This is a genomic window from Stutzerimonas frequens (genome assembly GCF_024448335.1).
Lineage (GTDB): Bacteria > Pseudomonadota > Gammaproteobacteria > Pseudomonadales > Pseudomonadaceae > Stutzerimonas > Stutzerimonas frequens.
Genome location: NZ_JAMOHM010000010.1, coordinates 75712 through 96635, shown reverse-complemented (window position 1 = coordinate 96635; position 20924 = coordinate 75712). Strand labels below are relative to the sequence as shown.

Annotated in this window: 18 protein-coding genes and 2 tRNA genes; 10 read left to right on the top strand and 10 right to left on the bottom strand. The window is 61.4% G+C overall.

The window, feature by feature from the left end:
• Positions 1-14 precede the first annotated feature (14 nt).
• The 8 genes from NAO55_RS14745 to NAO55_RS14710 form a co-directional block, all read right to left on the bottom strand.
• Complete coding sequence (locus NAO55_RS14745) at positions 15-2228, bottom strand: polysaccharide biosynthesis tyrosine autokinase (protein ID WP_102841381.1); 2214 nt, start codon at positions 2226-2228, stop codon at positions 15-17.
• A 50-nt stretch (positions 2229-2278) separates the two neighbouring features.
• The gene (locus NAO55_RS14740; RefSeq protein WP_102841452.1) at positions 2279-3211 is read right to left on the bottom strand and encodes a glycosyltransferase family 2 protein; all 933 of its coding nucleotides are present in this window, start codon (positions 3209-3211) and stop codon (positions 2279-2281) included.
• Entirely contained in the window at positions 3180-4742 is a 1563-nt protein-coding gene (locus tag NAO55_RS14735; protein WP_102841380.1) for a lipopolysaccharide biosynthesis protein, read from the bottom strand. The genes NAO55_RS14740 and NAO55_RS14735 overlap by 32 nt, the downstream gene beginning before the upstream one ends.
• 22 nt (positions 4743-4764) lie before the next feature.
• Positions 4765-5943 carry a DegT/DnrJ/EryC1/StrS family aminotransferase gene (locus NAO55_RS14730; RefSeq protein ID WP_102841379.1) on the bottom strand — a complete coding sequence of 393 codons (1179 nt, stop codon included), beginning with the start codon at positions 5941-5943 and terminating at the stop codon, positions 4765-4767.
• Between the two features lie 73 nt (positions 5944-6016).
• Complete coding sequence (locus NAO55_RS14725; protein WP_102841378.1) at positions 6017-6790, bottom strand: hypothetical protein; 774 nt, start codon at positions 6788-6790, stop codon at positions 6017-6019.
• A gap of 852 nt (positions 6791-7642) precedes the next feature.
• A tRNA-Met gene (locus NAO55_RS14720) sits at positions 7643-7719 on the bottom strand.
• Between the two features lie 161 nt (positions 7720-7880).
• A tRNA-Met gene (locus NAO55_RS14715) sits at positions 7881-7957 on the bottom strand.
• Between the two features lie 65 nt (positions 7958-8022).
• On the bottom strand, positions 8023-8199 hold the full coding sequence (locus NAO55_RS14710; RefSeq protein WP_180981664.1) for a hypothetical protein: 177 nt from the start codon (positions 8197-8199) through the stop codon (positions 8023-8025).
• Between the two features lie 146 nt (positions 8200-8345).
• On the opposite strand from NAO55_RS14710, the gene NAO55_RS14705 reads away from it, so the two are divergent.
• The 3 genes from NAO55_RS14705 (at position 8346) to NAO55_RS14695 (ending at position 10049) form a co-directional block, all read left to right on the top strand.
• Complete coding sequence (locus NAO55_RS14705; protein ID WP_102841377.1) at positions 8346-8666, top strand: hypothetical protein; 321 nt, start codon at positions 8346-8348, stop codon at positions 8664-8666.
• Positions 8667-8694: 28 nt separating this feature from the next.
• Positions 8695-8985: a hypothetical protein gene (locus NAO55_RS14700; RefSeq protein WP_102841376.1), complete on the top strand. Its 291-nt coding sequence runs from the start codon at positions 8695-8697 to the stop codon at positions 8983-8985.
• An 89-nt stretch (positions 8986-9074) separates the two neighbouring features.
• Complete coding sequence (locus tag NAO55_RS14695) at positions 9075-10049, top strand: tRNA dihydrouridine synthase (protein ID WP_102841375.1); 975 nt, start codon at positions 9075-9077, stop codon at positions 10047-10049.
• A 6-nt stretch (positions 10050-10055) separates the two neighbouring features.
• Here the strand turns inward: NAO55_RS14695 and NAO55_RS14690 are convergent, their stop codons facing one another.
• Positions 10056-10802: an SDR family oxidoreductase gene (locus NAO55_RS14690; RefSeq protein WP_102841374.1), complete on the bottom strand. Its 747-nt coding sequence runs from the start codon at positions 10800-10802 to the stop codon at positions 10056-10058.
• 129 nt (positions 10803-10931) lie between these two features.
• Here NAO55_RS14690 and NAO55_RS14685 point away from each other — a divergent pair, with 129 nt between their 5' ends.
• On the top strand, positions 10932-11378 hold the full coding sequence (locus tag NAO55_RS14685) for an Hsp20 family protein (RefSeq protein WP_063543544.1): 447 nt from the start codon (positions 10932-10934) through the stop codon (positions 11376-11378).
• A gap of 53 nt (positions 11379-11431) precedes the next feature.
• Here NAO55_RS14685 and NAO55_RS14680 read toward each other — a convergent pair whose 3' ends face one another.
• Positions 11432-12304, bottom strand: a complete 873-nt coding sequence (locus tag NAO55_RS14680) for a LysR family transcriptional regulator (RefSeq protein ID WP_102841373.1) — start codon at positions 12302-12304, stop codon at positions 11432-11434.
• A gap of 147 nt (positions 12305-12451) precedes the next feature.
• On the opposite strand from NAO55_RS14680, the gene leuC reads away from it, so the two are divergent.
• The 6 genes from leuC (at position 12452) to NAO55_RS14650 (ending at position 20921) form a co-directional block, all read left to right on the top strand.
• Positions 12452-13879, top strand: coding sequence for a 3-isopropylmalate dehydratase large subunit (gene leuC, locus NAO55_RS14675; protein WP_102841372.1), 1428 nt, complete (start codon positions 12452-12454; stop codon positions 13877-13879).
• An 11-nt stretch (positions 13880-13890) separates the two neighbouring features.
• Entirely contained in the window at positions 13891-14538 is a 648-nt protein-coding gene (gene leuD / locus NAO55_RS14670) for a 3-isopropylmalate dehydratase small subunit (RefSeq protein WP_102841371.1), read from the top strand.
• Between the two features lie 74 nt (positions 14539-14612).
• Positions 14613-15695 carry a 3-isopropylmalate dehydrogenase gene (gene leuB, locus NAO55_RS14665; RefSeq protein ID WP_102841370.1) on the top strand — a complete coding sequence of 361 codons (1083 nt, stop codon included), beginning with the start codon at positions 14613-14615 and terminating at the stop codon, positions 15693-15695.
• 54 nt (positions 15696-15749) lie between these two features.
• A complete protein-coding gene (asd, locus tag NAO55_RS14660) occupies positions 15750-16862 on the top strand; it encodes an aspartate-semialdehyde dehydrogenase (protein ID WP_044315764.1) in 1113 nt (370 codons plus the stop codon).
• Positions 16863-16997: 135 nt separating this feature from the next.
• Entirely contained in the window at positions 16998-18008 is a 1011-nt protein-coding gene (locus NAO55_RS14655) for an aspartate-semialdehyde dehydrogenase (RefSeq protein ID WP_102841369.1), read from the top strand.
• 144 nt (positions 18009-18152) lie between these two features.
• Positions 18153-20921, top strand: coding sequence for a motility hub landmark protein FimV (locus NAO55_RS14650; RefSeq protein WP_102841368.1), 2769 nt, complete (start codon positions 18153-18155; stop codon positions 20919-20921).
• Positions 20922-20924 lie beyond the last annotated feature (3 nt).

Genomic DNA, 20924 nt, shown 5'->3' with positions numbered 1-20924 from the left:
CTCCGTGTCTGCATTCAGGCTTTCTGGGTGGTGTAGGTGTAATAGCCATAGGCGCCGCTGTCGTACGGCGAAGTGGAGGCCTTGCGTTTCACCGCGTTGAGGATCACGCCCTTGAGCAGCACGCCGTTCTGCGCCAGACGGCGCTTGGAGGCATCGATCTGCGAGCCGGTGCTGAGACCGAAGCGGGCCACCAGCAGATTGGTGCCGGCCTGCTGCGCCACCAGGACCGCATCGGTGACAGCCAGCACCGGCGGCGTGTCGATGATGATGAAGTCGTAGAGCTTTTCCGCCTCCTTGAGCAGCCGCGAGAAGTTCTCGTGCATGAGCAGTTCGGACGGGTTCGGCGCGGAGAATCCGGCAGAGATGAAATGCAGGTTCTTCAGCTCGGTACGGTTGATGATCGCCGCCAGGTCGAGGCCGCCTGCCAATGCATCCGACAGGCCGTTGCGCGGCGTCATGCCGAACAGCGTGTGCAGGTAGCCGCGGCGCATGTCGCCATCGATCAGCAGCACGCGCTGGCCGGTCTGGGCGATGACCGCGGCGAGGTTGCTGGAGACGAACGACTTGCCCACCGAGGGCGTCGGGCTGGTGATCATCAGCACCTTGTTGCGTGCCTCGAGCATGGCGAACTTGAGGCTGGTGCGCAGGCTGCGCAGCGATTCGACGGCCAGGTCGGTCGGCTCGCTGATGCTGAGCAGGCGGGTCTTGCCGTCGCGTGTCTTGCGCCGCCGGTTCAGCTGCTCCTGCGAGGCGCTGTAGGGCAGGCCGGCGTACACCGGTACGCCGAGCTTCTCGATCACGTCCGGGCTTTCCACGCCACGGTAGAACGCCTGGCGCAGCAGGATCACCGCCGCCGAGACCAGCAGGCCGACGAAGAGGGCGAGCGCCACCACCAGCGGGCGAACCGGCTTGGACGGCTTCTCGATCATCGAGTAGGCGTTGTCGATGATGCGTACGTTACCGATGGTTCCGGCGCGGAGAATGTCCTGCTCCTGCGCCTGGTTCATCAGCAGCGTATAGGTCTGGGTCGTGACTTCCATGTCACGTTTGAGGCGCAGCAGCTCCTGCTGCGTCATGGGCAAGGCGTCGACCTTTTTCAACAGCTGCGCCTTCTGTGCCTGCAGCTCGTTCATCTGGGTCATCAGCGTGCGGTAGGTCGGGTGCTCGCGGGTATAGAGACGGTCGTAGTCGACCCGCTTGAGCGTCAGCTCCGACAGTTGGGTCTCCAGCGCGACGATCTGGTCCAGCACGCCCTTGGTCTCGATGCTGATGTCCACCGACTTGGAGCTGGTCTGGTAGTCGTGCAACGCGGCTTCGGCCTTTTCCAGCTCCTTGCGCACCTGGGGCAGCTGCGAGCGCAGGAAGTCCAACCGCTGGGCCGCCTCGGCGGAGCTGCGCTGGATGTTCTGCTGGACGTACAGACGGCTGATCTCGTCCAGCACACGGCTGGCCAGCTGCGGGTCCGGATCTTCCAGCGACATGTAGATGATGCCGGAGTCCTTGCCGGCCTCGCCGACCTTCAGGCGATCCTGGTAATCCAGAGCGGTGGTCTGCGGGCGATTCCTGAGCAGGACGAATTCGGTGCCCGGGCGTGCCTGCAGTTCGGCGATCTGCACCTTGAAACCCTGGCTTTCGATGGCCTGGTTGACCTGGCCACGCAGGATCAGTTGCTGCTCGTCGTCATACAGACCGAAGTTGCCAGCGGTCCCGGCCACCAGCGTCAGCTCCATGCCCAGGTAGTCTTCCGGAACGTCGAGCTGGAACACATCGAGCTTCTCGCCACCCCAGGCATAGCCGGTCAGACCGAACAGCGGTGCGGCCAGTGCACCATCGGTTGCCGGGTCATGCCGGCGCGCCATGAAGGCGCCAATCAGCGGGAAATGGCGGGGCCTGGCGACGATGTACAGCTTCAGTTCCTCGACCGCTTTGCCCAGCACGGCGCGGGATTTGAGCAACGAGATCTCGGTGACCGCCTGGGAAACCGAGTCGGGGCGCGGCACGACCTCCGGTACGCCGGTGATGGCGGCCTTCTTCGGCTCGATCTGGATCATCGCGGTGGCCTGGTAGATCGGCGTGGCGATGAGGGCGTAGACGATACCCAAGGCGGTGAACAGCCCGGTGATGGCGATAATCAGCGCCTTGTGGTCGTAGGCGGTGCGCATGATGCCGGCCAGGTCGATGCGGTTGTCGGCATCGTATTCCAGCGAAGATCGGGTCAAGGCAGTCATTGGGAATCCTTCCTCATGGTGCGTTGTTTCGAGAGTTTCGGGGCTGGGGATCAGCTTCTGGCCAGGCGGGGGCTCAATCGGCGCAGCAGATTGAGGCCGATGTTCTGTGCGATGGTCGAGAGCGCCTGGAGCTTGCTGAACGGCGAGACCAGCGCTAGACATTCACCGAACACCTGGATCAGGAAATACTCGTACAGCTCGCGATTACCGATGCGGTTGTAGTAGCGCGCCAGGGAGTAGTGCGCATGCATGGCCATCTGGATGCGCTGCTTGCTTGGCCGCATGGAGAAGATTCCGCCCTCGTGCACGCGATAGGCAGCTGGGCTGATGCCTTCCATGAACTTGCCCTTGCCGTAGGCGCCGAGCAGCGACCACCAGCAAATATCCAGCACCTCCACGCCGAGCAGCTCCGGCGGCAGTTCCTGAATCAGGTTGCGAAAACACACCGTCAACGTCGAGAGCGGGCGGCCCCGCATCAACTCGAGGGCACTGGCGTCCCGGCGCAGCTTTCCGGTGAGCTGCGGGCTCTGGATGATGCCCTTGCTGTTGAACATGAACGCATCGTGGAAGGTGATGACGTAGTCGCGGTGCTGCTCCAGAAAATCCACCTGCTGCTGCAGCTTGCTCGGGTCGGTCCAGTAGTCGTCGCCTTCGCAGTAAGCGATGTACTTGCCGGCTGCGCGAGCGAACAGACGGGTACTGAACGGCACGCCCAGACTGAACTGGTTCTGGGTCTGGTAGATCGGCTTGATGATGGCCGGATAGCGCGCCACGTAGTCGGCAATGATCGCGGCCGTGGTGTCGGTCGAGGCGTCGTCATGGACGATCACCTCGAAAGGGAAGTCCGTTTCCTGCTGGAGGAAGCTTTCCAGCGTCTTCCTGATAAAGGATGCGTGGTTGTACGCCAGGCAGACGATGCTCAGCAGCGGCTCGGTCCGGCCGCCCCAGCGTTCAATCAAGGCTTGCTCGCTCTTCAATTCCATTTTTGGATGCTCGCTTGATGATGAGTAGATGAAGCTTGAGTAGCAGGGACTTCGAGCTGACGAGGACCAGCAATAGGCAGACTGCCCCGCTTGTGGCCAGTGCCAGCAGGATGTCGAAGCGGTTGTCGCTGACGAGCGCCACGAACAGGGGCTCGCCCAGGGCCAGACCGAGTGCGGTCATGGCGCTGATGCGCAGCATCTCGCCGATCCAGATGCCGTGCAGCCTGGGTGCGAAGCGTCGATGCACAACCGGCGGCCAGATCAGGAGGGTCGCCAACCGCAAAAAGAACCACGCCAGCGCCGCGCCATAGGCGCCGTGCATCAGGGCTGCGTAGATCACGATCGGCATGCTGATGGCTGTCGAAATGACGCTGTACCAGATGTGCAGCCGTAGCTGGCCATAGGCGTACTGCAGGTAGAACTGGAACGCGCCCACCGCCATCAGCGCGCTGCCCGGCACGTACCAGAACAGCATGCGCTCGCTCCACTGGGCCGCAGCCTGGTCGCCGGTCCAGGCGAATATCAGCGCCTGCCCGTGCCAGGCGATCACCGCGGCCAGCGGAAACAGCACGCTGCAGACGAAGCGACTGGCATTCAGGTAGAGCCGCTCCATGTCGGCGATCCGTCCCTCGGCCACGAGCATCGTCATGCGCGGCAGCAGGGTCTGCACCAGCGGGTTGGTCAGCGTCATGATGCCGGTGGTGATCAGCGCCACCAGCGAGAAATAGCCGTACTCCTTGAGCAGCAGCACCTTGGACAGCAGCACTTTGTCCAGCTGGGTCAGTGCGATCCAGAGCAGCGAGGTGAAGAACATGCCGCCGGCGAACGGCAGCACCGGCCGGACGACCTGCCAATCGATGCCCGTCAGCAGCCGCGGAGCGGTCAGCTGAACGTAGGCCTTGCTGGCGAAGGCGAGCGTCTCCACCAGCGCAACGGCAGCCTGAAACAAGAAGAAGTCCAGCGGATCCTGCGAGACGAAGGCAACCAGAACCAGCCCGCCGAAGTAGCGCAGCGTGGCGATCAGAATGTTCGCCGCATTCAGCCAGCCATGCAGCTCGACCCCTTGCAGGCCGCTCTTGTACAGCGTTGCATACAGACGCAAGCCGACCATCAGGCCCATCAGGCTGATGCAGTTTCCGATGGTCCCGGTGCTGAGTTCGCGTGCCTGCAACCAGGTATCGGCGATCCAGCCGCTGCTCAGATAGATCGCCACGCAGGTCGCCACTGCAATCGGTAGCAGCATCAGCTCGAACGAGCGCAGCAGGCGCCCGGCCGGCCCGGGACCCGCGGGCAGATCACCCTGGCCGCGATAGTGCGCCACCTGCCGCACCAGTGCCGGCGACATCCCCGCATCGAGCAGCTGCAGCCAGGCCTGCAGCACGGCGAAGAAGCCGATCAGCCCGTACGCCTCCGCGCCCAGGTGGCCCAGGTAGAACGGCAGGATCAGGATGCCGATCAGCAGGGCGTAAGCCTGGCCGAGGTAATTCAGGCCGGTGTTGCGGATAACCGATAGCCGCTTGGGATCTGACATGAGTCGTGGTCGCCCTCATCACTCAGGAGATGTGCTTGTAATCGGGCGCAGGCATGCGTTCGATGCCGAGCATCCCGAAGGCATCCACGAATGGCTGGAACAGCGTCCGGCTCGACTCCGTGCTATGGATCGACTCCTGGATCAGCGTCTGTATGACCTTGTCCTGCACCTTGCGCGGCAGGCCGGGATAGATCGGCAGGCACAGCACCCGACGACTCAGCGAGCGGGAGTTCGGCTGCGGCTCCTGGGGCTGCAAGTGCTCGAGCGTGTCCAGCGAGGGATAGAAGTAGCGACGCGGATTGATGCCGTTTTCGTTCAACTGAGTCCGGCAGCTCAGCAGTTGGCCTTCGTTGGCCAGCGCAACGGGAAAGTAGCTGTAGTTGCATTGGGAGTCGGCCTGCGCCCTCTGCAGGTCGAAGTGGCCGCCGAGGCGTCGCTCGTAGCGATGGCCGATCTCCGCGCGGCACTCGAGAATCAGCTCGATATCGTCGAGTACGCACATGCCCATCGCCGCGGAAAATTCGTTCAGCTTGGCATTGATGCCGATACCGTCGATCTGGTCGGTATCGACGATGCCGAAGTTGCAGAGCAGGCGGATGCGCTCGGCCAGGTCGTCATCGTTGGTGACGATGGCGCCACCCTCGATGGTGTGGAACAGCTTGGTCGCGTGGAAACTCAGGGTGCTGATGTCGCCCCATTCGTAAACCGAGCGACCCTGGTGCCGGACGCCGAAGGCATGGGCACCATCGTAGATCACCTTGAGGCCGTGTCTGCGTGCGATCTGCTCGATGCGTTCTACATCGCAGGGGTTGCCGAATACATGGGTAGCGACGATGGCCGATGTATCGGCCTCGATATGCCGTTCGATCTGCGCCGGGTCGAGGTTCCAGGTCGCCGGATCGATATCGGCGAAGATCGGCCGTATACCTTCCCATTGCAGCGAGCTGGTGGTGGCGACGAAGCTGAACGGCGTTGTGATTGCGCTGCCGGTGATGGCGAGCGCGCGGTAGGCGATCTGCAGGGCGATGGTGCCATTGTTGGTCAGGATGATGTTCCGGACGCCGAGGTAGTCCTTGAGCCGCTGCTCGAGCGCTGTCACCAACGGCCCGTGGTTGGTGAGCCAGCCGGTGTTGTAGATCCTGTCCACATACGCCTTGAACTTGTTCTTGCTGCCCAGGTAGGACTTGGTCACGTTGATCATGGTGATTTCCTTATCGAGTGGTTCGCTTGCCGGGACCGCAGGCGGAGGAGGGCAAGCGGACGGATGGGCTGGCTCAGGCGGCCTGGTGTTCACCGATCACGCTGGCGCGTGCAGCCCGGCGCTGGGTTCGCTTGAGGATCATGCGGGTCAGCAGGCTCCCTGCATGCGGATCGCCGTAGTGGAAGATGGCGGTCGCACGCAGCTTCGCCGGATCGCAGGGTTCATTGGCGTGCAGGGATCGGTAGCCCCAGAACAGATACAGATTGCCCGGCACCAGTTGCAGGCGCTGGGGCTTGAGCAGGCCGATGGTGATCGCCCGGGTGATGAGCCGGCGACTCAAGCGGTTCTGCAGTAGCGCTTTCTCCACCACGTTGAACAGCGTTAACCGGCGGATCGTCCGGAGATTGGGAAACAGCAGCAGATCGCCACGTTCCTCGCCGTCCTGCGGAATCTCTACGGGCAACAGTGCGGTCACCAGCGAGGCATCGAAGTGAAAGCAGTTCGACTCCTTGCGCCCGGTCCGTCCCTGCACGCAGCGCATCACCATGTAGATGCGATCGCTATAGGCGGCCTGACCGGCACCGGCGCGGTAGGTATCGGCGAGCAACTTCTGGAACTCCGGCGCGTTGCCCAGTTCTGCGACCAGCGAGTCCGCGACAGGCTCGCTATCGTGGTGAGCGAAGTATTCACCATGATGACGGCGGGCCTGCTCATACACCTGCTCGCGCAGTTGATGCAATTGGAACTTGTCCAGAAAGTTGTGCAGACAGGCAAATCCGTTCTGGTTTATCTGCGAAACAATGTGAGCCTGATCCTGATCTTCAAAGTTATAGAGAATGGATGACACGGTCGTTCTCCCTGCGCGATTTGGCTAGGTGAGGCGGTGCTGGGAAGGCTGGTGAAATGCAGATGCGGCACCGGTTCGAGTATTGGGCAGTTACTGCAAAGATGCTGTAGCGGAACGACGTACTTACGAACAACAGATTTGATTTAAATCACTTTCAAATAATCGAAAGACAAAGCTACCGCCATCGACATCAATAGTCGCGTTCAGCGATTTAATTATTTGTCGATTGCCTGTGGCAGGGCTGGCCGCAACCTGGATGGGGCGGTACTCGGCGCTATCGGGCAAAGCTACCGCACACCGGAACACTTTCCAGTGACTACAACAAATTCGAAAGGCCAGAAAAACCCTCGCACTTCTAAAGAATAGAAGCGCTACTAAACAGGCAGGGGGTTTAAATCTTTTGTCGCAAAAGTTGACCTGTCCGGTTGGTCTTTAACTGCGGTGCGGCGTGTTACTCCCTGTCGCGAATAGATATCCGCCATAATGTGATCGAAGTCAAGTTAGGGAGCCAAAAAAATGGTCTGGATGGGCAGCGCTTCATGGCAGCGTAGCTAACTAATTGATTTGCCAGAAAAGGCGGTTTAGCTCGCTGGCTTCCGGTGCCATCATGCGTGGCTATAAATCCGCCGCTAATTATCCTTTGTCTGAATAAGTCGACAGGCAGGATTACTGACTGCGCGCTTTCGCGCTTATAGAGTCGGGATTTATTACTGGGCGTGATATTTGAGGGGAAAGAATTAAATCGTTAAGGAATTAGTTCTTCTGCAGGCGCGGGGCGTAGCAAGCGGCGGGACGAAATGAAAAGGAGCGCAAACGAAAAAAGGCCACTCATTCGAGTGGCCTTTTTTAAGGTGGTTGCGGGAGCCGGATTTGAACCGACGACCTTCGGGTTATGAGCCCGACGAGCTACCAGACTGCTCCATCCCGCGTCTGTGGGGGCGCATTCTACAGCCCAAGCGCTGGATGTCAACGCCTTTTCGAAAAAAACACATGGCGATTCAATTGTTTAGCCAAGAATCGCAGCCTGCGTATGGTCCTTCCTGACGACGAGCCAAACAAAAAAGGCCACTCATTGAGTGGCCTTTCGAATTGGTTGCGGGAGCCGGATTTGAACCGACGACCTTCGGGTTATGAGCCCGACGAGCTACCAGACTGCTCCATCCCGCGACGCGCATTCTACAGCTTTCGCTGGTGCTGTCACGGATTAAATTGGGTTCCGCCAATTATTTCCGTCAGGCACGGCACGAGGTGGGTGAATCGATGGGCTCGACGACCTGACGCTGATGGCACCGGGTGCCAGGTTGCCTGGACTGGTATCTGCGTGCGATGCGCAGCATACCCCACAGCATGGCGAGCGCGGCCGAGGCCCAACTGCAGATCATGGTCGCCAGTATCAGCGCAACTTCCATCGGGTGCTCCTCCTGTGCGATGCAATTCCTTCCGTTGTGGTTGTGACCCCGTCTGGCTGCAAGCGGTTCCGGTTGGCCGTCGGTCGCCGGCTGCGCACTCCTTGGATAGCCCACTGCCTATAGATCAACAAGCGGAGGATTCGAACATGCGTATTCAGTCAGTCGTAATGCTGGTGGCGCTCGTTTCGGCAGCGGGCGCCCAGGGCGTAGATCTATCGGCGGCGGAGCGGCAGCTGGCCCAGAACACGGCTGCGCCGGATCGTGGCGCAGCTGGCAACGGCTCGATGGGTATTGGCGAGGACATCCAATATCTCGACGAGCAGGACCAGCAAGGGCAGGCGGTATCCAACGAGGCGCAGGATGCGCGGTCCGGGCGCGTCGAACGTGACGCCGAGCCCGGCCATGGCGGCAACGAAACCGACATGGAGCACCGCCGTCGTCCGACGCTGGACAGGCGTGAAAACTGACTGGTGTTCAAATGTTGAGGAGGTAGCCATGAGGCGGTTGATTGCATCGGTTATGGGGTTGGCCCTGGTGAGTTCGATCGGGGCTTTCGCTGGAGCAGCGGACGAGGCGCAAGACGATGCCCAGCGGGCGGAGGTAGTGGGTGAACGGCAGCCGAACCCTTCCACGGACAGCAACCAGCGTCCAACCGACCGGCGGGAAGATCGCTCGCAGGAGGGCGGCGCCGCTCTGGGCACCATGGGCACGGGCAACTCCGGTACCACAGGCGGAATGGGTGCGACCACCGGCACCGACACGATAGGCGGGACTATCGAAGAGTGAGCGGATAGGCCGGCCTGGCAACGGCACACGATTCATAAAGGGCACGCGCATCCGTACAATGCCGGCCTTTTCATCATGTAGTGACCGGTATGCAGATTGCTTTGGCGCCCATGGAGGGACTGGTCGACGAAATCCTTCGTGACGTGCTCACCCGGGTGGGTGGCGTCGACTGGTGCGTGACCGAGTTCATTCGGGTGTCCGATCGCCTGTTGCCGCAAAGCAGCTTTGACAAGCTTGCCGCGGAACTGAAGGCCGGCGCGCTCACTCGTGCCGGGACGCCGGTGCGCGTTCAATTGTTGGGCTCCGATCCGATCTGCCTAGCAGACAACGCGGCTTTTGCCTGCACACTCGGCGCCCCGGCCATCGACCTCAATTTTGGCTGCCCGGCCAAGACGGTCAACAAATCCCGCGGCGGTGCTGTGCTACTGAAGGAGCCGGAGCTGCTGCATTCGATTCTCTGTGAGGTGCGCCGAGCCGTGCCGGCGGACATCCCGGTAACCGCCAAGATGCGTCTCGGCTTCGACAGCCCGGACGGCGCGCTCGATTGCGCCCGTGCGCTGGTGGCCGGTGGGGCAGAGCAGCTGGCGGTGCACGCCCGAACCAAGGTCGAAGGCTACAAGCCGCCGGCGCATTGGGAGTGGGTCGCGCGGGTGCAGGAGGTGGTCGCGGTGCCGGTTTACGCCAATGGCGACATCTGGTCGCTTGAGGACTGGCGTCGTTGCCGTGAGGTGAGCGGTGCAGAAAACATCATGTTGGGGCGCGGGCTGGTTTCACGACCGGACCTGGCCCGGCAGATCGCTGCGGCTAAAGCCGGCCAGCAGGTCGCGCCGATGAGCTGGGAGGAATTCCGACCCGTGCTGCTGGATTTCTGGCAGCAAGCGCGGGGAAAGATCGCACCGCGTTATGCGCCGGGTCGGCTCAAGCAGTGGCTGGCCCTGCTGACCCGCAATTATCCGGAGGCGGTGGCGCTGTTCGCCGAGCTGCGCCGGGAAAACGATTGCGCGCGGATCGATGCGATGCTCGGCGTCGATACGCGCGAATTGCGTGCCGCCGCATTGGCCTGAGCCGAATCAACGCCCACCGGCTACATCCAGTAGCGCTCCGCTGGTATAGCTGGCCTGTTCGCTGGCGAGCCAGAGGATGGCTTCGGCGATTTCCTCGGCTTGCCCGCCGCGCCCCATCGGCACACTTGCCTTGACCCGTTCGACACGATCCGGCTCGCCCCCGGCGGCGTGGATATCTGTATGGATCACGCCCGGGCGCACCGCATTGACCCTGATGCCTTCGCTGGCGACCTCTTTGGCCAGGCCCAGGGTCATGCTGTCGATGGCGCCCTTGGCGGCGGCGTAGTCGATGTACTCACCCGGTGCGCCGAGGCGGGCGGCCACCGATGAAAGATTCACGATCGCGCCGCCCTGGCCGCCGTGGCGCGTCGACATCCGCTTGATCGCCTCTCGTGCGCACAGGAAGCTGCCGATCACGTTGGCGCCCAGCACGCGGCCCCAACGCGCCGCATCCATCTGTTCCAGGCGCATCTGCTGCTCGAGCATGCCGGCGTTGTTGACCAACACGTCCAGGCGGCCGAGCTCCCGGTCGATAGCTTCGAACATGTGCAGCACCTGGGTCTCGTCAGCGACGTCGGCCTGTACGGCGATCGCCGTTACGCCCAGGCCGCGTACCTGTTCGAGTACCGCGTTCGCCGCGTCCGCGCGCTGGTGATAATTCAGGCACAAGGCATAGCCCTGTTGCGCCGCCAGTCGTGCAGTGGCGGCGCCGATGCCGCGGCTGGCGCCTGTGATCAGCATGACTCTGGACATGTGCTACCTCTCGTCGCCTGGCTCGTTTGCAGTATCTTGAAATCTGTTGTGCGGTTCCTATCTAGGGCTCAGCGGGATGCCGAAGTCGGGTCCCGCCCGTTTCAACTCGCTGATTTCAGGAGGTTTATCATGAGTTCATTCCCCATGGCCCCTCTGTTCCGGCAATCCGTGGGCTTCGACCGCTTCAACGACCTGTTCGAGTCGGCCCTGCGTAACGACACCGGCAGCTCGTACCCGCCCTACAACATCGAGAAGCACGGCGACGATCACTATCGCATCGTGGTCGCAGCCGCCGGTTTCCAGGAGTCTGACCTCGATCTGCAGGTAGAGCGTAGCGTACTGACCATCACTGGCGGCCGCCGCGAGAACGAGGCGGAGAACGTCACCTACCTGCACCAGGGCATCGCCCAGCGGGCGTTCAAGCTGTCGTTCCGTCTGGCCGATCACATCGAAGTGAAGGGCGCAGCGCTTAACAGCGGCCTGCTCCACATCGATCTGGTCCGTGTCGTGCCGGAAGAAGCCAAGCCCAAACGCATCCCGATCAATGCCGACCAGCGACCCGCACTGGAGGGCTGATAAGCAGACACAAGAAGGGCGCCGCATGGCGCCCTTTTTTTCATTCTAGCCAGTCAGTTGCGTTCGGCATCCAGCAGCGTGATGAAGGCCCTCGCCGCATTGGACAGGGTGCGTTCCCGATGCAGGATGTAGCCGAGCTGGCGTGTCAGCTGGATGCCCGGCAACGGCAGGCTGACCACCTGATCGTCCAGCATGCGGCGTGGCAGCACGCTCCAGGCGATGCCGATCGAGACCATCATCTTGATCGTTTCCATATAGTTGGTGCTCATGGTGATGTTGGGCGTCAGCCCCTCGCGCTCGAACAGGCGCTGGGCGATATGGTGGGTGAAGGTATTGCCGCCGGGGAATACCGCTGGATGGCCGGCGATATCCGCGAGGGTGATATCCGCCTTGGCGGCCAGCGGATGTTCCGGTGCGACGACGAAATCCAGTGGATCGTCCCAGACCTTTACCGCCAGCACCGGCTCGGCGGTCTGTGGCGCCAGGGTGATCACCGCCAGCTCGGCACGGCCGTGCAGTACCTCGTCATATGCCACTTCCGAGTCGAGAAAGCGGATATCCAGGCTGACCTGCGGATGGGCGCGGGTAAAAGCGCGCAACAGCGGTGGTAGACGATGCAGGCCGATGTGATGACTGGTCGCCAGGCTCAGTCGTCCGCCGATATCGCCGTTGAGGTTGGTCAAGGCGCGGCGGGTGTCGTCCAGTACATTCAGGATCTGATACGCACGGGGCAGCAGGGCGCGGCCGGCCTCGGTGAGACTGATCTCGCGGCCCAGTCGATCGAACAACCGCACGTCCAGCTGCGCTTCCAGCGCGGCGATGCGCTTGCTTACCGCGGGTTGGGTCAGGTGCAGCCGTTCGGCAGCCAGCGAGAAGCTATGGGTTTCCGCGACAGCGATAAAGGCGTTGAGGTTGGCGAGGTCCATGAGAGTCTTCCGGTGGTAGTGAATTCCAAACAGGAATGCATTGGATGAAAAATATGAATTTGAGTAATTCAACGCAAGCCCCTAGCATCGTCCCCATAAGCGCAAGGGCTATTCGCCCCGCATAGAAAGCAGATGAGGAAAAGTCCGATGGCCGGCAAGACGCTCTACGACAAGCTCTGGGAAATGCACGAGGTGAAACGTCGCGACGATGGTTCGTCGCTGATCTACATCGATCGTCACATCCTCCACGAAGTGACCTCGCCGCAGGCCTTCGAAGGGCTGCGCCTGGCCAATCGCAAGCCGTGGCGCATCGATGCCAATATCGCCACGCCGGACCACAACGTGCCGACCACCAAGGGCGAGCGTCAGGGCGGTCTGGAAGCCATCGCCGACGAGGTTTCGCGCATTCAGGTGCAGACGCTGGACGAGAACTGCGATGACTTCGGCATTCTCGAGTTCAAGATGAACGATGTGCGTCAGGGCATCGTCCACGTCATCGGCCCGGAGCAGGGCGCCACACTGCCGGGTATGACGGTGGTCTGCGGTGACTCGCACACCTCCACCCACGGCGCCTTCGGTGCGCTGGCCCACGGCATCGGTACCTCCGAAGTCGAGCACGTGCTCGCCACCCAGTGCCTGGTGGCCAAGAAGATGAAGAACATGCAGGTGCGCGTCGAAGGCAAGCTGCCGTTCGGCGTCACCGCCAAGGACATCGTGCTGGCCGTGATCGGCAAGATCGGCACCGCTGGTGGTAATGGCCATGCCCTGGAATTCGCCGGCAGCGCGATTCGCGATCTGTCCATGGAAGGGCGCATGACCATTTGCAACATGTCTATCGAAGCCGGTGCCCGCGTAGGTATGGTCGCGGTGGACGAGAAGACCATCGCCTATGTCGAAGGGCGCCCATACGCACCGAAGGGCGATGACTGGGACAAGGCGGTCGAGCTCTGGAAAGGTCTGGTCTCCGATGAAGATGCGGTTTTCGACACCATCGTCGAGCTGAAGGCCGAGGACATCAAGCCGCAGGTCAGTTGGGGCACCTCGCCGGAAATGGTGCTGGCTGTCGACCAGAACGTGCCGGACCCGGCCGTCGAAGCCGATCCGGTCAAGCGTGATTCCATCGTGCGCGCGCTGAAGTACATGGGCCTGAACGCCAACCAGCCGATCACAGAAATCAAGCTGGATCGCGTGTTTATCGGTTCCTGCACCAACTCGCGGATCGAAGATCTGCGCGCTGCCGCCGAGGTCGCCAAGGGTCGCAAGGTTGCCGCGAACGTCAAACAAGCGCTGGTGGTGCCGGGTTCCGGCCTGGTCAAGCAGCAGGCCGAGGCAGAGGGACTGGACAAGATCTTCATCGAGGCCGGCTTTGAATGGCGTGAGCCGGGCTGCTCCATGTGCCTGGCGATGAACCCGGACAAGCTGGGCAGCGGCGAGCATTGCGCTTCGACCTCCAACCGCAACTTCGAAGGCCGGCAGGGCGCCGGTGGTCGTACTCACCTGGTTAGCCCGGCGATGGCCGCCGCGGCGGCGGTGACCGGTCACTTCATCGATGTACGCGAACTGATCCAGGCCTGAGGAGACGAGACATGAAAGCCTTTACCCAACACACCGGCCTGGTCTGCCCACTCGATCGCGCCAATGTCGACACCGACCAGATCATTCCGAAGCAATTCTTGAAGTCGATCAAGCGCACCGGCTTCGGCCCCAACCTGTTCGACGAGTGGCGCTATCTGGATGTCGGTCAGCCGAACCAGGATTGCTCGCAGCGTCCGGTGAACAAGGACTTCGTGCTGAACTTCCCGCGTTATCAGGGCGCCAGCGTATTGCTGGCCCGCGAGAACTTCGGCTGTGGCTCCTCCCGTGAGCATGCGCCGTGGGCGCTGGACGAATACGGCTTCCGCGCCATCATCGCGCCGAGCTTCGCCGACATCTTCTACAACAACAGCTTCAAGAACGGCCTGTTGCCGATCGTGCTGAAAGAAGAGGAGGTGGACGAGCTGTTCCAGCAGGCCGAGGCGACCGAAGGCTACCAGCTGACCGTCGATCTGGCTGCGCAGACCGTTACCCGTCCGGACGGCAAGCAATACGGCTTCGAGGTCGATGCCTTCCGCAAGCACTGCCTGCTCAATGGTCTGGACGATATCGGTCTGACCCTGCAGGACGCCGAAGCCATTAAGGCCTTCGAAGCTCGTCACCAGCAGAGCCAGCCCTGGTTGTTCGGCGCGATCAAGTAACGCGCGAGCTGAACCTATATATAGGAGTGGGCTGCATCCCCACCCTGCGGCGTATCAATTCACAGGAACGAAAAATGTCCAAACAGATTCTGGTTCTCCCTGGCGATGGTATTGGCCCGGAAATCATGGCCGAGGCGGTCAAGGTGCTGCAGCTGGCCAATGACAAGTTTCAGCTGGGCTTCGAGCTGAGCTACGACGAGCTCGGTGGTGCGGCTGTCGACAAGTACGGCGTGCCGCTGGCCGATGAGACCCTGGAGCGTGCTCGTGCCGCTGACGCGATCCTGCTGGGCGCCGTCGGCGGGCCTAAGTGGGACACCATCGATCCGGCCATTCGTCCCGAGCGCGGCCTGCTGAAGATTCGCTCCCAGCTGGGGCTGTTCGGCAACCTGCGCCCTGCGCTGCTTTATCCGCAATTGGCCGATGCCTCGTCGCTCAAGCCGGAAATCGTTGCCGGTCTGGACATCCTGATCGTCCGGGAGCTGACCGGTGGCATCTACTTCGGCCAGCCGCGCGAGAGCAAGGTACTGGAGAACGGTGAGCGCATGGCGTACGACACACTGCCGTACAGCGAGAGCGAGATTCGCCGCATCACCAAGGTTGGCTTCGACATGGCCATGGTGCGCAACAAGAAGCTCTGCTCGGTGGACAAAGCGAACGTGCTGGCTTCCAGCCAGCTGTGGCGGGCGGTGGTCGAGGAAGTCGCCAAGGACTACCCGGAAGTCGAACTCAGCCATATGTATGTCGATAACGCTGCCATGCAGCTGGTGCGCGCGCCGAAGCAGTTCGACGTGATCGTCACCGACAACATGTTCGGCGACATCCTGTCGGACGAGGCCTCCATGCTCACCGGTTCGATCGGCATGTTGCCGTCGGCCTCGCTGGACGCCGGCAACAAGGGCATGTACGAGCCGTGCCACGGCTCGGCACCGGACATCGCTGGCAAAGGTATCGCCAACCCGCTGGCAACCATCCTTTCCGTTTCGATGATGCTGCGTTACAGCTTCAATCAGGTGGCTGCAGCCGATGCCATCGAACAAGCGGTCAGCGATGTCCTCGATCAGGGCCTGCGCACCGGCGACATCTGGTCCGAAGGTTGTAGCAAAGTTGGTACTCAGGCGATGGGCGATGCAGTAGTCGCGGCCCTCGCGAAGTTGTAATCTTTTGGCCCGCGCTGAATGGTGCGGGCCACTTTTTCTATAGGTGTAGTTGCGATGAAACGTGTAGGTCTGATCGGTTGGCGCGGTATGGTCGGTTCCGTGCTCATGCAGCGAATGCTGGAAGAGCGGGACTTCGACCTGATCGAGCCCGTGTTCTTCACCACTTCCAATGTCGGCGGCCAGGGGCCCGATATTGGCAAGGAAACCGCTGCGCTGAAGGACGCCTACAGCATCGACGAGCTGAAAGGCCTCGATGTGATTCTGACCTGTCAGGGTGGCGACTACACCAATGAGGTCTTCCCGAAGCTGCGCGAAGCCGGCTGGCAGGGCTATTGGATCGATGCCGCCTCGTCGCTGCGCATGCAGGACGATGCGGTGATCGTGCTCGATCCCGTGAACCGTCGCGTGATCGACCAGCAGCTCGATGCCGGCACCAAAAACTACATCGGCGGTAACTGTACCGTCAGCCTGGCGCTGATGGGCTTGGGCGGTCTGTTCGAGGCAGGGCTGGTGGAGTGGATGAGTGCCATGACTTATCAGGCCGCATCCGGCGCCGGCGCGCAGAACATGCGCGAGCTGATCAAGCAGATGGGCGCCATCAATGCGGCTGTGGCTGACGATCTGCTGAATCCCGCCAGCGCCATTCTGGACATTGACCGCAAGGTGGCCGAAACCCAGCGTAGCGAAGCTTTCCCGGTGGACAATTTCGGCGTGCCGTTGGCCGGCAGCCTGATCCCGTACATCGACAAGGAACTGCCGAACGGGCAGAGCCGTGAAGAATGGAAGGCGCAGGCCGAGACCAACAAGATCCTCGGTCGCTTCAAGAGCCCGATCCCGGTTGACGGCATCTGTGTACGCGTCGGTGCCATGCGTTGCCATAGCCAGGCGCTGACCATCAAGCTGAACAAGGATGTGCCGATCTCCGATATCGAAGGGCTGATCAGTCAGCACAATCCCTGGGTCAAGCTGGTGCCGAATCACCGCGATGCCAGCATGCAGGAGCTGAGCCCGGCGGCTGTGACCGGGACGCTGAGCGTACCGGTCGGACGTCTGCGCAAGCTGAACATGGGCTCGCATTACCTGGGTGCGTTCACTGTCGGTGATCAGCTGCTGTGGGGGGCTGCCGAGCCACTGCGGCGCATGCTGCGTATCCTGCTGGAGCGCTGATAGGCGCTCGATGACGTGCCAGACGCCGCGACTTGCTCGCGGCGTTTTCGTTTGTGCGATGTGCCGCTCGGCAGTGTCGCTTGCAGTGGTCTGCCATTTCGCTACAGTGCCGGTCCTTAATGCGTGGAGGTGACGATGCCCACAGGTGTCGGTGTTGCGGTCGTAGGTGCGGTTAGCTTGGTAGGCGAAGCGCTGGTCGAGGTGCTCGAGGAAAGGGCATTTCCGGTTGCCGAGCTGCATCTGTTGGATGGCACCGAGAGTGTCGGGCATACCGTGCCGTTCAAGGGCCGGAATCTGCGTGTAGGCGAGGTGGATCGCTTCGAATTCAATCGAGCGCAATTGGTGTTTTTGGTTGGTGCCTCTGCATTGCTGAGCGAGTGCCGCGTCAAGGCGTTAGCGGCTGGCTGCCGAGTCATCGATCTGTCAGCCTCGATTCCCGTCGAGCAGCAGCTATGCGTTGTGCCAGAGGTCAACGGCGTGCTGCTCGACGCGTTGCCGGAACAGTGCGCCGTTGCAAGTCCACTGCCTGAATCGGTCGCCCTGGCCATCGCATTGAAACCGATCCAGCAACAGCTGGAGTTGCATCGCGTGACTGTTACAGCCTGTCTGCCCGTGTCCAGCCATGGCTCGGCAGGCGTGAGGGAGCTTGCCCGACAGACCTCCGAATTGCTCAATGCACGACCTTTGGAGCCGCGGGTATTCGGTCGGCAGGTGGCTTTCAATATGCTCGCACAAGCCGAGGCGGTCGACGCGCAAGGATATGGATTGCAGGAGCGGCGCCTGGTTGAGGAGCTTCGTCAGCTCCTGGATATGCCGGAACTCGCTGTCTCTGTTACGTTCGTTCAGGCTCCGGTGTTCTTCGGAGAGAGCCTCGTCGTCTCGTTGCAGGGGCGGGTCGAGGCCGATATGCAGGCGCTGTCCGCAGCCCTTGAAGCGGCGCAGGGGGTTGAGCTGGTGGAGTCGGGCGATTATCCGACAGCGGTTGGCGACGCGGTCGGGCAGGATGTGATCTATGTCGGAAGAGTTCGTCGAGGCATCTGTGATCCACGGGAAGTCAATTTGTGGATTGTGTCTGATAACGTGCGAAAAGGCGCAGCGCTGAATGCTGTGCAGTCTGGTGAGTTGTTGATAAAAGACTATCTGTAAAAGATACTTACTGGTAATTCAAAGATTAATTCTAGCCGGTGCGCTGAACGGCTTATCGCTGATGGGGAGCCACCGCCAGGTGGCGCGGGCAGTGACATAAGACCCTCTCGTAGTACGAGAAAAAGATAAACAAGGGATTAAATAATGGTTCGGGTTCGCAATCTGGTGCTGGCAATCGCGGCTGCTACCGCGCTGACTACAGAAATGGCCCATGCGCTTGGGCTGGGAGAGGTCACGCTTCAGTCGTCATTGAATCAACCGCTGATCGCAGAGATCGAACTGCTCGATGCCAAGAACCTGGCTCCCGGCGAAGTCATACCAGTGCTTGCGTCCCTGGAGGATTTCAATCGAGCGGGTATTGATCGTCAGTACTTTCTGACGGACCTGAAGTTCACCCCGGTACTGAGGCCAAACGGAAAGAGCGTCATTCAGGTTTCCTCCAGCAAGCCGGTGCGTGAGCCTTACCTCAATTTTCTCGTAGAAGTGCTGTGGCCAAACGGGCGCCTGCTTCGCGAATACACCCTGCTTCTCGATCCGCCACTCTACTCGCCGGAAACGGCCGCAGCCGCGGCTCCCCAGCTGCCCATTTCCTCCGCCCCGGCTCGTGCCGCCGAGCCGCTGCGCGCGGCCCCGATTCGCCCGGCGGCTGCGCCTTCCGCGCCGGTATCCGTCGCGAATGCTGCGCAATCGGGTAATGAATATCGCACCTCTGCCCGCGATACGCTCTGGGATATCGCCGAGCGTAACCGGGGTGAGGGCACGGTCCATCAGACGATGCTGGCCATTCAGGACCTGAACCCGAATGCCTTTATCGATGGCAACATCAATCGAATGAAAAGCGGGCAGGTGCTGCGCCTTCCTGACGCGGGGCAGATATCCAGCCGCTCGCAGGCGGAGGCGATCAGCCAGGTTGCCGAGCAGAACGCCGCTTGGCGTCAGGGTCGAAGCGGCGCAGTGGCAGCTGCGCGCCAGCTGGATGCAACGCGTCGTACCGAGGCCGGCGCCACGCCGTCGCGTAGCGATTCTGGAGATAGCCTGCGCCTCGTCGCAGCCGATGCCGGCAAGTCGACCGAAGGGTCCGATACCGGGGCTGGCGATGGTGGCAAAGCGTTGCGCGACAAGCTCGCGGTAACTCAGGAAAGCCTGGATTCCAGTCGCCGTGAAAACGATGAGCTGAAAGATCGCCTGAACGATCTGCAGGGGCAGTTGGAGAAGTTGCAGCGTCTGATGCAGCTGAAGGATGACCAGTTGGCCAAGCTCCAGGCGCAGTTGGGCGCAGAGGGGCAGACCGCTGAGACGAGCGAGGCGGCTCCGACAGGCGCTGCGACCCCGTCGGCAGCGGTCGATGGCGATACAGCACCCCTTGAGCAGAACGCTGCAAACGCCCCGCAAGATGACGCTCAGGCTGATGCCGGTGCGAGCGCAGCAGAGTCGACTCCGGCTGTGGCTCCATCTCCAGTTAAGCCCCAGGCCGCCAAGCCTGCCCCGCAGCCCGCCAAGCCCGCTGCACCTGCAGCCGAGCCGGAGCAGCGGGGCCTGATCGATGATCTGATGTCAAACACTCTGCTGCTCGGTGTGTTGGGCGGAAGCGCGCTGCTGTTGCTGCTGGTCGGCCTGATGGCTCTTTCGCGTCGAAATGCGATGCGGGAAGCCGAGTTGCAGGAAAGCCTTCTGGCGGAGAGCGCGGTGGATGATCTGCAGCTTGGCACGCCCGGGTTCGTCGACGTTGGTCAGGAGCGCCCCCAGGAAGCGGTCTTTCAACCCGTCAACACGCCGGCGCCTGCTGGCAACGAACTGACCCCCGCAACTGGTGATGCGCTAGCGGAGGCGGACATCTACATTGCCTATGGTCGCTTCAACCAGGCTGCAGAGCTTCTGCAGAATGCACTCAACGATGAGCCTCATCGCAGCGATCTGCGCCTGAAGCTCATGGAAGTCTATGCGGAGCTGGGGAATCGCGAGGGTTTCGCCCGTGAAGAGGCCGAGTTGCGTGAGATCGGTGGCGCCACTGCGGAAGTCGAGCAGCTGAAGCACAAGTATCCGGCGATGGCCGCAGCCGTGGGCGGTGCTGCAGCGGGCATGGCCGCAGCGCAGGTGGACATGAACAGCCTCGATCTGGACGATTTCCAGCTTGATGAGCCGCCAGTTCCCGCTGCCAGCAAGAACCTGAATGATGAGTTCGATCTTAGCCTGGATGATCTGGATATTGATCTGAATGACGAGCGTCCGGCCTCCTTGCCTGCGGATGATTCGTTGAATTTTGACGATCTGATGTTGGACGAAGATTTGGAGGTTAAGTCCACGGAACAGACTGCAATCGACGACGACTTCAGCCTGGGGCTGGAAGAGGACGAGCAGCCGTCGAAGACCGAGCAAGAAGAACTGACCGACTTTTCCTTCGGCGCTGAAAGCGCTGCGGACAACACGGTTGAAGAAGATGATTTTTCGCTGAGTCTCGAAGACGAAACACCCGCCGGTGCGCCTGTTGAATTCGATAGCGATGAGCTTGATTTCGAGCTGACTGAAGAAGCTGCTGCCGAGACCGAGACGCTGCCAGAAGGCTTCGACATTTCCCTGGAGGAGCCAGAGCAGGAGCAAGGCGCTCGATCGGACAACTTTGCAGCGCAGCTGGATGAAGTTGAGGCTGACATCGAGGACCTATCGAAGGATCTAGACGAGCCGACGCCGGCACCGGTAGCCGAGCAGGGCGATGTCCACCCCACCGCGGAGCTGGACGAGGATTTCGATTTCTTCTCCGATACCGACGAGACCACCACCAAGCTGGATCTTGCCAGGGCCTACATTGACATGGGGGATGCCGAAGGTGCGCGCGATATCCTCGATGAGGTGATGTCCGAGGGTAGCGATGTTCAGCAGCAGGAGGCGCGCGACATGCTCGCCAAACTCGCCTGATCC